Annotated in this window: 14 protein-coding genes; all 14 read left to right on the top strand. The window is 61.3% G+C overall.

What is annotated here, in order from left to right:
* The first annotated feature begins 32 nt into the window (after positions 1-32).
* The 14 genes from KT71_RS13400 to KT71_RS13335 all read left to right on the top strand — a co-directional run bounded on the left by KT71_RS13400 (position 33) and on the right by KT71_RS13335 (position 13,835).
* Positions 33-317: an OadG family protein gene (locus tag KT71_RS13400; RefSeq protein ID WP_008294837.1), complete on the top strand. Its 285-nt coding sequence runs from the start codon at positions 33-35 to the stop codon at positions 315-317.
* On the top strand, positions 310-2,133 hold the full coding sequence (gene oadA, locus KT71_RS13395; RefSeq protein ID WP_008294838.1) for a sodium-extruding oxaloacetate decarboxylase subunit alpha: 1,824 nt from the start codon (positions 310-312) through the stop codon (positions 2,131-2,133). Before KT71_RS13400 ends, oadA begins: the two co-directional genes overlap by 8 nt.
* The gene (locus KT71_RS13390; protein ID WP_008294839.1) at positions 2,133-3,428 is read left to right on the top strand and encodes a sodium ion-translocating decarboxylase subunit beta; all 1,296 of its coding nucleotides are present in this window, start codon (positions 2,133-2,135) and stop codon (positions 3,426-3,428) included. The genes oadA and KT71_RS13390 overlap by 1 nt, the downstream gene beginning before the upstream one ends.
* Before the next feature lie 109 nt (positions 3,429-3,537).
* On the top strand, positions 3,538-4,485 hold the full coding sequence (locus KT71_RS13385) for an acetyl-CoA carboxylase carboxyltransferase subunit alpha (protein WP_008294840.1): 948 nt from the start codon (positions 3,538-3,540) through the stop codon (positions 4,483-4,485).
* A gap of 13 nt (positions 4,486-4,498) precedes the next feature.
* Positions 4,499-5,782: a tRNA lysidine(34) synthetase TilS gene (tilS, locus tag KT71_RS13380; RefSeq protein WP_023660055.1), complete on the top strand. Its 1,284-nt coding sequence runs from the start codon at positions 4,499-4,501 to the stop codon at positions 5,780-5,782.
* Positions 5,783-5,967: 185 nt separating this feature from the next.
* On the top strand, positions 5,968-7,626 hold the full coding sequence (gene pyrG, locus KT71_RS13375; RefSeq protein ID WP_008294842.1) for a CTP synthase: 1,659 nt from the start codon (positions 5,968-5,970) through the stop codon (positions 7,624-7,626).
* A 23-nt stretch (positions 7,627-7,649) separates the two neighbouring features.
* The gene (kdsA, locus tag KT71_RS13370; RefSeq protein ID WP_008294843.1) at positions 7,650-8,498 is read left to right on the top strand and encodes a 3-deoxy-8-phosphooctulonate synthase; all 849 of its coding nucleotides are present in this window, start codon (positions 7,650-7,652) and stop codon (positions 8,496-8,498) included.
* 96 nt (positions 8,499-8,594) lie between these two features.
* Positions 8,595-9,881, top strand: coding sequence for a phosphopyruvate hydratase (gene eno / locus KT71_RS13365; protein WP_008294844.1), 1,287 nt, complete (start codon positions 8,595-8,597; stop codon positions 9,879-9,881).
* A gap of 8 nt (positions 9,882-9,889) precedes the next feature.
* The gene (gene ftsB / locus KT71_RS13360) at positions 9,890-10,198 is read left to right on the top strand and encodes a cell division protein FtsB (protein WP_008294845.1); all 309 of its coding nucleotides are present in this window, start codon (positions 9,890-9,892) and stop codon (positions 10,196-10,198) included.
* Entirely contained in the window at positions 10,195-10,914 is a 720-nt protein-coding gene (gene ispD / locus KT71_RS13355) for a 2-C-methyl-D-erythritol 4-phosphate cytidylyltransferase (RefSeq protein ID WP_008294846.1), read from the top strand. The genes ftsB and ispD overlap by 4 nt, the downstream gene beginning before the upstream one ends.
* On the top strand, positions 10,914-11,399 hold the full coding sequence (ispF, locus tag KT71_RS13350; protein ID WP_008294847.1) for a 2-C-methyl-D-erythritol 2,4-cyclodiphosphate synthase: 486 nt from the start codon (positions 10,914-10,916) through the stop codon (positions 11,397-11,399). The genes ispD and ispF overlap by 1 nt, the downstream gene beginning before the upstream one ends.
* Positions 11,396-12,064, top strand: coding sequence for a protein-L-isoaspartate(D-aspartate) O-methyltransferase (locus tag KT71_RS13345; RefSeq protein ID WP_008294848.1), 669 nt, complete (start codon positions 11,396-11,398; stop codon positions 12,062-12,064). Before ispF ends, KT71_RS13345 begins: the two co-directional genes overlap by 4 nt.
* Complete coding sequence (locus tag KT71_RS13340; RefSeq protein ID WP_008294849.1) at positions 12,057-12,983, top strand: DUF368 domain-containing protein; 927 nt, start codon at positions 12,057-12,059, stop codon at positions 12,981-12,983. The genes KT71_RS13345 and KT71_RS13340 overlap by 8 nt, the downstream gene beginning before the upstream one ends.
* 3 nt (positions 12,984-12,986) lie before the next feature.
* On the top strand, positions 12,987-13,835 hold the full coding sequence (locus KT71_RS13335; protein WP_023660053.1) for a peptidoglycan DD-metalloendopeptidase family protein: 849 nt from the start codon (positions 12,987-12,989) through the stop codon (positions 13,833-13,835).
* Positions 13,836-13,890: the final 55 nt, after the last annotated feature.

The raw sequence follows: 13,890 nt of genomic DNA, 5'->3' as shown, positions 1-13,890 counted from the left end.
GTTTATGATGATCACTTCTCGGGGGAGGTCGCATGGGCGCCAGTCTGCTATCGCAGGGTATCGAACTACTGATTTACGGCATGGGCACCGTGGTGGTGTTTCTCACGCTGCTGGTCTTTGCCACCCGTGTCATGTCCCGGACCATACAGCGCTTTTTTCCGGAGCCCCCCATAGTCGTCCCCCAGCGCGTCAGCGCGGCCAGGGGCGACCTCGCCCCCGCGCCGGAATTACTGGCCGCGATTAGCGCTGCGGTGCATCAGCATCGACGGCACCGCGCAGCCGAATCTGATCCCGATCAAAGGAACTCCCATGTCTGATGGCCCTGGAAAGCTAGGTATCACCGAATTAGTGCTGCGCGATGCGCATCAGTCGCTGTTCGCAACCCGTATGCGCCTGGACGATATGTTACCCATTGCGGCGGAGCTCGATGCCGTGGGTTTCTGGTCCCTGGAGTCCTGGGGTGGAGCGACCTTCGATGCCTGCATCCGCTATCTGGGGGAGGATCCCTGGGATCGCATACGGGAACTCAAGAAGGCGATGCCCAATACGCCGCAGCAGATGTTGCTCCGGGGACAGAATCTCCTGGGCTATCGTCATTATGCCGACGATGTCGTGGAGAAGTTTGTGGAGCGCGCCGCCACCAACGGCGTGGATGTGTTCCGGGTCTTTGATGCCATGAACGATATGCGCAATATCGAAGTGGCCTTAAAAGCCGTGAAGAATCAGGGTAAGCATGCTCAGGGCACCATCGCCTACACCCTCAGTCCGGTCCATGATATTGATGGCTGGGTCGATCAGGGCAGACGTATCGAGGACATGGGCGCCGATTCCATCGCTATTAAAGATATGGCGGGGCTCCTGCGGCCCTATGTGGGATTTGAGTTAGTCACCCGCCTGAAGGAAGCCTGCTCTGTTCCCATACATATGCAGTGCCACGCCACCACGGGACTGTCCACGGCCACCAATCTCAAATGCATCGAGGCGGGCATCGACAACATCGACACCGCGGTCTCCAGCATGAGCATGACCTACGGCCATTCGCCCACGGAAGCCCTGGTGGCGATTCTTGAGGGCACGGATCGGGATACGGGTCTGGACCTGGCGGCGCTGGATCGCATTGCCGGCTACTTCCGCGATGTGCGTAAAAAGTATGCGAAGTTCGAGGGCTCCCTGCGCGGCGTGGATTCCCGCATTCTGGTGGCCCAGGTGCCCGGCGGCATGCTCACCAACATGGAGAACCAGCTTCGGGAGCAAAACGCCGGCGATCGGCTCGGCGAGGTGCTCGAGGAGATTCCTGCAGTTCGCGAAGATCTGGGATTTATCCCCCTGGTAACACCCACCTCCCAGATTGTGGGTTCCCAGGCAGTGCTCAATGTCCTCACGGGGGAGCGTTACAAATCGATCTCCCGGGAGACCGCGGGCGTGTTGAAGGGCGAGTACGGGGTAACGCCTGCGCCGGTCAACGAAGAGCTGCAGCAGCGCGTGCTGGATGGGGGGGAGGTGATCACCTGTCGCCCGGCAGATCTCCTGGAGCCTGAAATGGAGTCCCTCCGGAGCGAGCTTCGCGCCCTGGCGAAGGAAAAGAACATCCGCCTCGCCGCCGGCGATGGAGAAGTTGACGACGCCCTGACCTACGCGCTTTTTCCCCAGATCGGTTTGCGTTTTCTGGATAAGCGCGGCGATGCCAGCGCCTTCGAACCCGCGCCGGGTACGGAGCCCGTGCCTGAGGAACCTGTACAAAAGTCACAAACTTCAACTGCCGTCGCTCCTGACCCCGAAGGCACCGGTGTCTACACCGTGGCGGTTAACGGTCAACGTTTTGTCGTGGAGGTGAGCGATGGCGGCGAGCTTGGCGAGGTCCGGTCAGCGCCCGTTCAGGAGGCCGCCCCCGCAACACCGGTACCGGCGGCAAACGCCGAGGCCGTTAACGCCCCTCTGGCGGGCAATATTGTGAGCCTGGCCGTTGCCGTTGGCGACACGGTACAGGCGGGTGATGTGGTGGTCATCCTCGAAGCCATGAAGATGGAAACCGAGGTTCGGGCGCCGGAGCAGGGAACCGTGACCTCGGTGGTCGTAGCCGCGGGTGATGCCGTGGCGGTGGGTGACACATTGCTGGAGATGGACACTCACTGATGGACCGCCTGGCCCAATTGTGGGGCGCGTCCGGTCTCTCTCAGATGGACGTCGGCTCCGGGGTGATGCTGGGTATAGCCCTGCTGCTTCTTTACCTGGCGATCCACCGTCGGTTCGAACCGCTGCTCCTGGTGCCCATAGGCTTTGGCGGTTTGCTGGCGAATATCCCGGGAGCGGGTCTTGCCTACTCAGCGCTGGACAAGGCCCTTCACGGGGCCGATGGCGAGTTATTGGGGGCGCTGGCTGTGTTGCTGGGCAGCGCCGCGGATCCCGCGAGCCTGGGGGCGGCCCTGGATATGGCTCCCCAGGCCCTGCAACTGCAGGCCATGCAGTTGGCACGGGACGCGGGGCTCAGCGACGGCATGCTCTACAGTTTTTACAGCGTGGCGATCGGCAGCGGCGTGGCGCCTCTGGTGATCTTCATGGGCGTTGGTGCCATGACGGATTTCGGGCCCTTGCTGGCGAACCCCCGAACCCTGCTCCTCGGGGCGGCGGTACAGTTTGGTATTTTCGCGACGGTACTGGGGGCCGTAGGTCTCACCTCATTGGGCGTGACGGACTTCAGCCTGGCCCAGTCGGCGGCCATCGGGATTATCGGGGGTGCCGATGGACCCACGGCGATTTATGTCTCAAGCATCCTCGCCCCGGACTTGCTTGGTGCCATTGCCGTCGCCGCGTACTCCTATATGGCCCTCGTGCCCCTTATTCAGCCGCCGATCATGCGTGCCCTGACCAGCACGGCAGAGCGACAGATCGTGATGGTGCAGCTTCGGGAAGTGAGTCGGCGGGAGAAAATCACCTTTCCCCTCATGCTGCTGATTCTCGTGGCCCTGCTTCTGCCCGATGCCGCACCCTTGTTGGGGATGCTGTGTTTCGGCAACCTGATGCGCGAATGCGGGGTGGTGGAGCGTCTCAGTGCGGCGGCGCAGAATGCCCTGATTAATATTACGACGATATTTCTGGGCCTGGCGGTGGGATCCAAGCTCGTGGCGGACAAGTTTCTGGATGTGAACACCCTGGGCATTCTCGGTCTGGGCATTGTCGCCTTCAGCGTGGGAACCGCGTCGGGTGTGATGCTGGCAAAGCTTATGAATCGTCTGGGCGGCACACCCATCAATCCGCTCATTGGCTCCGCAGGCGTCTCGGCGGTGCCCATGGCAGCCAGAGTCAGCAACAAGCTGGGCCTGGAGGAAGACCCCCATAATTTTCTCCTGATGCACGCCATGGGCCCCAACGTGGCGGGGGTGATTGGTTCGGCGGTTGCGGCTGGGGTGATGATTACCCTCGTGGGTTGATGAGACCGCCCGCACCGGACCCGTGCCGGTCCGGGAGTTGAAAGTTGATGGAGGCGCAGCGTGCTTTTCGGTAGAATCTGTCAGCTAACCCATAGATGTCGTGTTGCCCATGAATCCTAACTATCTCGATTTTGAACAGCCGATTGCCGAGCTTGAGGTCAAGATTGAGGAGCTTCGGCACGTGGGATCCGGGGCTGAACTTAATCTCAGCAGCGAACTGGATGAGCTCAAGGGCAAGAGCATCAAGCTCACGGAGAAGATTTTTTCAAATCTGAGTCCCTGGGATGTGGTGCGCGTTGCCCGGCACCCCCTGCGGCCCTACACCCTGGATTATCTTCCCCTGATCTTTGAGGACTTCGACGAACTCCACGGAGATCGTCGCTTTGGCGATGACAAGGCCATCGTCGGTGGCGTGGCCCGTCTCAATGGAGAGGCCGTCATGGTCATCGGTCAGGAAAAGGGCCGTTCCGTCAAAGACAAGGTGTACCGGAATTTCGGCATGCCCAAGCCCGAGGGTTACCGTAAGGCTCTTCGGCTCATGGAAACGGCAGAGCGCTTCAGCCTCCCGGTGATCACCCTTATCGATACACCGGGGGCCTATCCGGGCATCGACTCCGAAGAGCGGGGAATCTCCGAGTCCATTGCCACCAACCTGGCGGTGATGTCACGACTGAAGACGCCCATCGTGTCTGTGGTGATCGGCGAGGGCAGCTCCGGTGGCGCCCTGGGTATCGGTGTGGCGGACCACCTGGCGATGCTCCAGTACGCCACCTACTTTGTGATTTCTCCCGAGGGGTGCGCAAACATCATCTGGAAGTCTTCGGAGTTTGCCTCGGATGCGGCGGCGGCCATGGGTGTTACCTCCGAGAAGCTCAAAGAGCTGGGAATCGTGGATGCTAGTATCGAAGAACCCCTGGGAGGCGCCCACCGGGATGCGCCGCTCATGGGGCAGCGTATTCGCGAGCACGTCAGTGCCGAGCTTGAAAAGCTCAAAGCCATGAGCATCGACGATATGCTTGAGGCCCGGTACGCGCGACTCCTCGCCTACGGCAACTGAGGCTGTCTCCGGGGTGTCTCAAAACCCCGTGCTCCTTGCCCTGGAGGAGTGTCGTTCCCAACTGAGCGCCGCCGGGCAGCTGTTCGTGGCCTACAGCGGCGGTCTGGATTCCACGGTGCTTCTCCACGCCGCCCATAAAACCTGTCCTGACCGCCTCGTCGCACTGCACGCCAATCATGGTCTCCAGGCTGAGGCGCGGCGCTGGCAGGCGCATTGCGAAGCCTTTTGCGAACAGTTGGGCGTTGCTTTTGCATCCACGGAGCTTTCCCTGGAACCGGCCGGTAGCGGTATGGAGGCTGCTGCCCGCGATGCCCGCTACCGCTGGTTTGAAGACCGTATCGGCAGGGGGGGGGTCCTGTTGATGGCGCATCATCAGGATGACCAGGCGGAAACTCTGCTCCTGCGACTCCTCCGCGGCGCGGGCCCCGATGGCCTGGCGGGCATGCCGCAGCACCGGGCGCTCGGCGCCGGATCATTGCTCAGACCCTTGTTGTCCCTACCGCGCCGGGCGCTCAAAGAGTACGCAGAGGAGTCGGGCCTGTCCTGGGTTGAAGATCCCAGCAACGGCGACATGCGCTTCGACCGGAACTACCTCAGGCGTGAGGTAATGCCCCTTCTTGAGCGGCGCTGGCCGGGGTATCGAAGCACCTTGTCCCGAACCGCAGCGCAGCTGCGGGAAAGAAACGAGCACCTTCCGGCTCCCAGGCTTTCCACGGTACAGGGATGCTTTGGTGATCCGGGGTTTTTGGTGGCAGCACTCCCCGAGGAGCCCGCTCTTGCGGCCCTGGCCCTTCGCGATTGGTTGCGGGAGCGCTCCCTGCGTCCACCGTCAGCGGCGCAGTTATCGGAGTTTCTGCGTCAGCTTAGGGAGGGACGCGGTGCCCGTTTGCAGTGTCCCGAGTGGACCATCGAACGTTATCGGGATGCGGTCTACCTGCTTCCGCCTCCCCTTGATACCGCGCCGGAGGCCGGCGCCATCACCGTTGGCGAATCCCTGTTCTGGCCCGGATTGGGCAGGCTCACGCTGCGCAGGGAGGGAGCCGGCAATGTGCCGGGTTTGATGGTAACGACCCGCCAGGGGGGCGAGCGTCTGGAACTCAGCAACGGACAGCACGTCGAGCTAAAGACGGTGTTTCAGGAGCTCGCAGTACCCGCCTGGTGGCGACCTCGGGTGCCGTTGCTGATTCAGAAGTCGGGCAACCACGAGGTGCTCCTGGCCGTGGGGGACCTGCGCTCTTCCCCCCGGGCCGAGTCTCTGGGACTGAGACTGCTGCTGAAAAGGGAAGAATTCCCCTAGAAAAAACCCCTCGGACATGGGTTTCTGATTGAGGAGAAAGGCGCTTTCTGTTAATTTGATCTCCCATCTTATCGCATGGTCGCGGGCCCGGATTGATAGCAATCTTGTTCGTCCGGGACCTTTTCACGGCATCGTCAAGACGTAGTCAAGACAAAGTCAAGAAATAGTCAACAGGAAGGCGTGGCATGACGCGATTGGTCTTTGTGACTGGTGGTGTAGTTTCTTCTCTAGGCAAGGGAATCGCCGCGGCTTCGCTGGCGGCGGTCCTTGAAGCCCGAGGCTTGAAGGTAACTCTTCTCAAACTCGACCCCTATATCAATATTGATCCCGGCACGATGAGTCCCTTTCAGCATGGCGAGGTCTATGTGACCGACGACGGCGCCGAAACGGACCTGGATCTCGGGCACTACGAGCGCTTCACCCGGGCGGTGATGAGCCGCCGGAATAACTTCACCACGGGACGTGTCTACAACCAGGTTCTGGCCAAGGAACGCCGCGGTGATTATCTGGGTGGGACGGTTCAGGTGATTCCCCACATCACGGACGAGATCAAGCGACGTGTCCTCGTTGGTGCGGGCGACGCCGACGTGGCCGTGGTGGAGATCGGCGGCACCGTGGGCGATATAGAGGGCCTGCCGTTCCTTGAAGCTGCGCGTCAGCTGAAGGTGGAAATGGGGTCTTCCCGGGCCTTGCTCATGCACCTCACCCTCGTGCCCTATATCGCCACCGCCGGTGAAATAAAAACCAAGCCGACCCAGCACTCCGTCAAGGAACTGCGCTCCATCGGCCTCCAGCCCGATATCCTTCTTTGCCGTTCCACGGTGCCCATCGAAGAAAGTGCCTGTAGCAAGATTGCGCTGTTCACTAATGTCGAGGCCCGGGCGGTCATACCCCTCCTGGACGCTGACACGATCTACAGCATTCCCCGGGCCCTGCACGCCAATGGGCTGGACGACTTTGTGGTGGAGCGCTTCAATCTTGATTGCCCCGCAGCGGATCTCAGTGAGTGGGACGAGGTGCTTCAGCGCCAGGTCGCAGAGCGCCAGGCCACGGTGCGGGTTGCCATGGTGGGCAAGTACATGGAACTCCCCGATGCCTACAAGTCGCTAAACGAAGCGCTGTCCCACGCCGGTTTGCAGACCCTCACGGATGTGCAGGTGGATTATGTGGAAGCCGAGGACATTGAGCGGGATGGGATTGGAATACTTGAGGGCGCTGATGCCATTCTGGTGCCCGGCGGCTTTGGCGATCGCGGTGTCGAGGGGAAAATAGAGGCAGTGCGCTACGCTCGGGAAAACGACATTCCCTTCTTGGGTATCTGCCTTGGCATGCACGTGGCGCTGGTGGAGTACGCGCGCAATGTTTGCGGTCTTGAGGGCGCGCATTCTTCGGAAATGGCGCCGGAGACACCGCATCCCATTGTGGCCTTGATCACCGAGTGGCAGAACGCCGATGGGAGCACGGAACAGCGGGACGAGAGTTCTGACCTGGGCGGCACCATGCGCCTGGGTTCCCAGCCCTGCCACCTGGAGGAGGGCACGCGCATTCGCGAGATATACGGCGCCGACGTTATCAACGAACGCCACCGGCATCGCTACGAGGTGAACAACAATTACGTAAAGACCCTCCAGGACCAGGGTATGACCATTGCCGGATGGTCTGCGGACAAGTCCCTGGTAGAAATGGTCGAGCTCCCCGAGCATGCCTGGTTTGTGGCCTGTCAGTTTCATCCGGAATTCACGTCCCGTCCCCGGGGCGGTCATCCTTTGTTCACGAGCTACATACAGGCCGCCTGTCACCGGGCGGCGGGTAACCGTCATGCCCGTGACACGGCTTTGGCTTGAGACGGGATTTCGAGGACCGCGCCATGACGAAAACAGTGGAGCTTGGTGAACTGCGGATCGCAAACGACGCGCCCTTTGTTCTCCTCGGTGGCGTCAATGTTCTCGAGAGCCGGGAGTTTGCGCTGGAGGTGGCCCAGGAATACGTCAGCGTATGCGCGGAGCTGGCTGTGCCCCTGGTCTTCAAGGCCTCCTACGACAAGGCAAACCGATCTTCGATTCACTCCTTTCGCGGGCCGGGCTTAAGCGCCGGGTTGGAGATTCTGGCGGAGGTGAAGTCCCGGTTCCAAGTGCCGGTGATTACCGATGTGCATACCCCGGAAGAGGCGGCGCCGGCGGCGGAGGTCTGCGACATCATTCAGCTCCCGGCATTCCTTGCCCGCCAGACGGATCTTGTGCGGGCGATGGCTGAGACGGGTGCGGCAATCAATATCAAGAAACCCCAGTTTCTCTCGCCCTCGCAAATGGCCAATGTCGTGGAAAAGTTTCGCGAATGCGGCAATGAGCGGCTCATGCTTTGCGAGCGGGGGAGTAACTACGGATACGACAATCTGGTGGTGGACATGCTGGGCTTCGGTGTCATGCGCCAGGCGACCGCCGGCGTGCCGCAGATTTTTGATGTTACCCACGCGCTGCAGTGCCGAGATCCCATGGGTGCCGCCTCCGGCGGGCGCCGCTCGCAGGTGACGGAGCTTGCCCGGGCGGGTATGGCGGTAGGGCTGGCGGGTCTGTTTCTCGAGTCCCACCCGGACCCTGACAAGGCCCTGTGTGACGGTCCCAGTGCCTTGCCCCTGGAAAAGTTAAAACCCTTCCTGGAGCAGGTGCAGGCCGTGGATAAACTCGTCAAAGCTCTGCCGGCCCTGCATATTGATTGATGGGCTTACATTGACCAGCGAACGCGTCATCGATTAGACGTACAGACAGGATATGGCGTCCCAGCGCCGACAGCATAGTATTCAGGGAGCGAAGAAGTGAGCAAGATTACGGAAGTTCAGGGTTTTGAGGTGCTGGATTCCCGGGGTAATCCCACGGTGATGGCTGAGGTCACGCTGGATACCGGCGCCTGCGCCGCAGCCTTTGCACCCTCGGGCGCATCCACGGGATCCCGCGAGGCCCTGGAACTGCGCGACGGCGATGCCTCTCGCTACCTCGGTAAAGGCGTGAGTAAGGCCGTGACGAATATCAATGGCGCCCTGCGCTCCGCGCTCCTGGGGATGGACGCCTCGGCACAGCGGGATCTCGATAACGCCATGCTCGCACTTGACGGTACGGAAAACAAAGAATCGCTCGGTGCCAACGCTATGCTGGCCGTATCTCTGGCAGCCGCGCGGGCGGCAGCGATCGCCCGGGATAAACCCCTGTATGCGCATATGGCGGACCTTTATGGACGCGGTTCCCTGAGCATGCCCGTGCCCATGATGAATATCATCAACGGCGGTGAGCATGCCGATAACAACGTGGATATTCAGGAATTCATGATTCAACCCGTGGGTTCGGAGAGTTTTGCGGAAGCCTTGCGCTGCGGCGCAGAGATTTTCCATCACCTCAAGAAAGTGCTCTCGGGCCGGGGTCTGAGCACAGCAGTAGGCGATGAGGGCGGTTTTGCCCCAGATTTGCCTTCCAATGAGGCGGCCCTGGAGGTGATTGCCGAAGCCGTGGCAAACGCAGGGTACTCCCTGGGTACAGACGTGACCCTCGCGCTGGACTGTGCGGCGTCAGAGTTCTACCGCGACGGACGCTACTGGCTGGGTGGAGACGGGCGCGATTTTGATAGTGCGGGGTTTACCGAGTACCTTGCGGGGCTTGTGGATGCCCATCCGATTCTGTCCATTGAGGACGGTCTTGATGAGTCCGACTGGGACGGCTGGAAGCTGCTCACGGAACGTCTGGGAGGGCGGGTGCAACTGGTGGGCGATGATCTGTTCGTCACCAACACCAAAATCCTCGGGCAGGGCATTGAGCGCGGTGTGGGCAACTCCATCCTCATCAAACTCAATCAAATCGGCACGCTATCAGAAACCCTGGATGCCATTGCCATGGCGGCAGATGCCGGCTACACCGCGGTGATCTCCCATCGGTCGGGAGAGACCGAAGACACCACCATTGCCGACCTGGCCGTGGCTACGGGCGCGGGACAAATCAAGACCGGGTCTCTCTGCCGTTCCGACCGGGTGGCCAAGTACAACCGCCTGCTGCGCATTGAAGCGGAGCTGGGATCTACAGCGCCCTATCGAGGCCGTGCCGAGTTTGCGCGTTAACTAAGCCCTTGCGCTGGATACTGCTGATACTCCTCTTGCTCCTTGCCGGACTGCAATACCGTCTCTGGTGGGGCGATGGTGGTCGCTTGGAGCTTATGCGGCTGCGTCAGCAGGCTCAGGATTCCCAGCGGGAGAACGCACTGTTGCGAGAGCGTAATGAAGAGCTGGCGCGTCAGGTGCGGGATCTGAAGGCCGGTAATACCGTACTCGAGCAAAGGGCCCGGGAAGAGCTGGGCCTCACTGGGGAAGACGAGATCTACTACCAGTTTGTGGATCCGGCAAAGATAGCGCCCAAGCCCGCCGAGCCCCGACCATGAGCGACATCTGGGCGGTGGTCCCGGCCGCGGGAAGCGGTTCCCGTATGGCTCAGAGTCAGTCCAAACAATACCTGCCTCTCTATGGGCGGTCCCTCCTGGATTGGAGTGTCGCGGCGCTGCTGGACTACGCTGGACTGCGGGGCTGCGTCGTGGCCCTGCCGGAAGGCGATCTGGGGCGCGAACACTCAGCTGTTCTCAGCGATCCCCGCGTTCAGCTCTGTGCCGGCGGCGCCAGTCGCGCTGACTCCGTGGCGGCGGGTCTTGGGGCCCTCCCCGCGAGGGATGAGGACTGGGTATTGGTACACGATGCGGCGAGGCCCTGTCTCGGCCAGGCGCAGCTTGAAGCCCTCATCGAAACCGTAACCGCAAGCGGTGTGGGTGGACTCCTGGCCACGCCGGTCACGGATACCCTTAAACGGGGTTCAGCGGAGGGCCGGGTGACGGATACCCTCGACCGGGACTCGATCTGGAGTGCCCAAACGCCGCAGATGTTCCAGGTCGGGGACCTGCGCACTGCTCTTCATCAGGCCGCGCACAGGAACCTGAAGGTGACCGACGAAGCATCAGCAATGGAAGCCGCGGGTTTTCCCGTGCAACTTGTCCGAGGCGCCGGGAGCAATCTCAAGGTAACCTATGCCCCGGATATGCAACTGGCGGCCTTTTGGTTGAAAACACTTTACCCTCAGCTCACAGACTCCGCGGGGAAACCGTCCTGATGCGCATTGGACACGGCTTTGATGTGCACGCCTTTGCCGAGGCGGGCCAGGGCGACGATACTCTTGTCCTGGGTGGCGTATCCATCCCTCACGATCGCGCACTTCTCGCTCATTCCGATGGCGACGTGGTGCTCCACGCCGTCTGTGATGCGCTCCTCGGGGCTATCGCGGCCGGCGATATCGGCAAACACTTCCCGGATACTGACGCGGCCAATGCGGGGATCGACAGCAGAGAACTCCTCCGGCGGTGCATGAAGCTCGTGACTGATCGCGGTTACGGACTGGGGAATCTGGATATCACCATCGTCGCCCAGACTCCGCGTATGGCAGCGCATATCGACGCCATGCGCAGCAACATTGCCGGGGACCTCGGGGCCGCAAAAGATCAGGTATCCGTGAAGGCGACGACCACCGAACGGCTGGGTTACGTGGGTCGAGAAGAGGGCATTGCTGCCCACGCCGTTGTGTTGCTGGCGGCCTCATGAACCGTTCCGCGGACGTATCCGGTATCGGCATGACCTCCCAGCGCACCCGGGAGCGTCTGGTGCAGCGTCTGCAGGAGCAGGGTGTCAGCAACATCGCCGTGCTGGATGCCATGCGCAACGTCCCCCGGCATCTGTTTCTGGACGAGGCCATGGCCCATCGCGCCTACGAAGATACCGCGCTGCCCATCGGTTATCAGCAGACGCTATCCCAGCCCTACATCGTTGCGCGAATGACGGAACTGCTCATTACCGGTCGTGACCTCGGTAAAGTCCTGGAAATCGGCAGTGGCTCCGGTTACCAGAGCGCCGTGCTCGCGGGAATCGTCGGGGAAGTCTTTGCCCTGGAGCGAATCAAACCGCTGCTCATGGCGGCGCGAAAACGCATGCGTCAGTTAAAGCTCAGGAACGTCCAGATGCGCCACGGCGACGGCTATGAAGGCTGGGAGTCTCAGGCGCCTTTCGATGGCATTCTCGCCGCCGCTGCGCCGGAGCAGGTGCCTCAGTCACTGCTGGCGCAGCTGGCGGTCGGTGGACGCCTCGTGATGCCGGTTGGCGGGCGGGAACAGACGCTGGTGGTGGTCGAGCGCACAGATTCCGGATTCGAACGCTACGATATCGAGCCCGTGCGTTTTGTGCCGCTGCTGCCGGGCCTGGGTAATGGCTGATCATCCCGATAGGGAGGCGCCAGCGGTTTCTCTGTTTCCCGGCGTGTTGCTCCGAGGGGTTCTTATGGGTGCGGCGGATATTGTGCCGGGGGTGTCCGGCGGCACCATGGCCTTTATCACCGGCATCTATCAGCGCCTCATCAATGCCATTACTGCCTTTGATCTCGGCCTTATCGAGCTCCTTGTGGCCCGTCGTTGGGCCGATGCCCTGCAGCGCACCGATGCGGCCTTTCTGGCAACTCTCGTGTTGGGTATCGCCATCAGTGTGTTTTCCCTCGCAAGCCTCATCTCTTCGCTGTTGGAAACGCAGCCGCTGCTCCTGTGGTCCTTCTTTTTTGGCTTGATCGCGGCGTCTGCTCTGGTGCTCCTGCGCCATGTAGGGAGGTGGTCTCCCGGCGCCTTTGGCGGTTTTGTGGGGGGCGTGGTCATTGCCGCCGGCATTGGTCTGTCGCCGGTTTTCGCATTGCCAGGCGCGCCCTGGAGTTTTTTTGTGGCGGGATTTTTTGCTATCTGCGCCATGATTCTCCCCGGTATATCCGGGAGTTTTATTCTGGTGCTCATGGGAATGTACCCCCTCGTGCTTGAGGCTATTGAGTCCCTGGAGCTCCTGTCCCTCACGCTTTTTGCCGCGGGTGCGGGATCAGGGCTGCTGTCCTTCTCTAGAATATTGAGTTACCTCCTCAGGGCACACCACGGCCCTACCCTTGCCACGCTCACGGGATTTCTCGGTGGTTCCCTGCTGGTGGTATGGCCCTGGAAAACCGCGCCATCGGATAGTGGCGGTACCTTGCCCCTGCTGCCCTGGCAATACGGTGTTCAGGTTGGTGATAGTCAGATTGTTTTCTGTCTTGCGTTGATGCTCCTGGGTTTTCTGGCAGTGTGGTTGCTCGAGAACCGCTGGGGTGGCCTGGAGCAATAGCTCGTGACGCGAATTGCGGCAGCGCTTTTACCCGTTTGTGTGGCTGCGCTGTTGGTCGCCTGCGCTGATAAACCCCTGGCGCCTATTGAGGACCGAAGCTCCGGAGGCACCGCAAGGGTGGAGGAACGCTACACGGTGCTGCGGGGAGATACGCTGTTTTCCATCGCTTTTCGCTACGGATTGGACTTTCGCCGTCTGGCCGCGGCGAACGCCATTGTGGCGCCCTATACGATTTATCCCGGTCAGCGCTTACAACTCGCGGAGGCTGACCCACCAAAACCTGCGCCAAAACCTGCACCAAAACAAACGCCAACACCGGTGCCAGAAACCGAGCCGGCTAAAACCGTAGCAAAAGCCACCGGCCCGAGTGTGGCTGCCCGCAGCCCTGGTAATGCTGGAAGAAGTACAGCGCCAACGCCGGCGCGGGCGCCGGCGAAGACTGAGCCCCGGGCCAGCGCCCAAAGCGAGGTGAATACCGATGCCAAGGTGGGCAGCTGGCGATGGCCCGTGCGGGGCAGGGTGGTGCGGCGCTTTGAAAAAAACCTGCATAAGGGGGTGGATATCAGTGGCAATCGCGGTGACCCCGTGCTGGCAACGGCGGGAGGCCGCGTGGTCTACGCAGGCAGTGGTATTGCCGGGTACGGTCTCATGCTTATCGTGCGGCATAACGATGAATACCTCAGCGCCTATGGCCATAATGATGCCCTTCTCGTGGCGGAGGGTGATGTGGTGCGCGCGGGACAGAAAATCGCCGAGCGCGGCAGCTCCGGCACGGATTCGGTAAAACTGCATTTCGAGATTCGACGCCAGGGACGCCCCGTGGACCCCCTCACGCTGCTTCCGTCACCCTAGCCTGGGTGCTTGTTTTGTGGCTGCTCACTGAGCTAAGCTGATCGACCCTGTGTGT

It is taken from the genome of Congregibacter litoralis KT71, from assembly GCF_000153125.2.
In the GTDB taxonomy this organism is placed as follows: Bacteria; Pseudomonadota; Gammaproteobacteria; order Pseudomonadales; family Halieaceae; genus Congregibacter; species Congregibacter litoralis.
This window is presented reverse-complemented; position numbering and strand designations above follow the sequence as displayed.

What these genes read in the sequence shown, in the direction of transcription:
- KT71_RS13400 (WP_008294837.1), top strand. Translation starts at nt 33, where the DNA reads ATGGGCGCCAGTCTGCTATCGCAGGGTATCGAACTACTGATTTACGGC.
- oadA (WP_008294838.1), top strand. Translation starts at nt 310, where the DNA reads ATGTCTGATGGCCCTGGAAAGCTAGGTATCACCGAATTAGTGCTGCGC.
- KT71_RS13390 (WP_008294839.1), top strand. Translation starts at nt 2,133, where the DNA reads ATGGACCGCCTGGCCCAATTGTGGGGCGCGTCCGGTCTCTCTCAGATG.
- KT71_RS13385 (WP_008294840.1), top strand. Translation starts at nt 3,538, where the DNA reads ATGAATCCTAACTATCTCGATTTTGAACAGCCGATTGCCGAGCTTGAG.
- pyrG (WP_008294842.1), top strand. Translation starts at nt 5,968, where the DNA reads ATGACGCGATTGGTCTTTGTGACTGGTGGTGTAGTTTCTTCTCTAGGC.
- kdsA (WP_008294843.1), top strand. Translation starts at nt 7,650, where the DNA reads ATGACGAAAACAGTGGAGCTTGGTGAACTGCGGATCGCAAACGACGCG.
- ispD (WP_008294846.1), top strand. Translation starts at nt 10,195, where the DNA reads ATGAGCGACATCTGGGCGGTGGTCCCGGCCGCGGGAAGCGGTTCCCGT.
- ispF (WP_008294847.1), top strand. Translation starts at nt 10,914, where the DNA reads ATGCGCATTGGACACGGCTTTGATGTGCACGCCTTTGCCGAGGCGGGC.
- KT71_RS13345 (WP_008294848.1), top strand. Translation starts at nt 11,396, where the DNA reads ATGAACCGTTCCGCGGACGTATCCGGTATCGGCATGACCTCCCAGCGC.
- KT71_RS13340 (WP_008294849.1), top strand. Translation starts at nt 12,057, where the DNA reads ATGGCTGATCATCCCGATAGGGAGGCGCCAGCGGTTTCTCTGTTTCCC.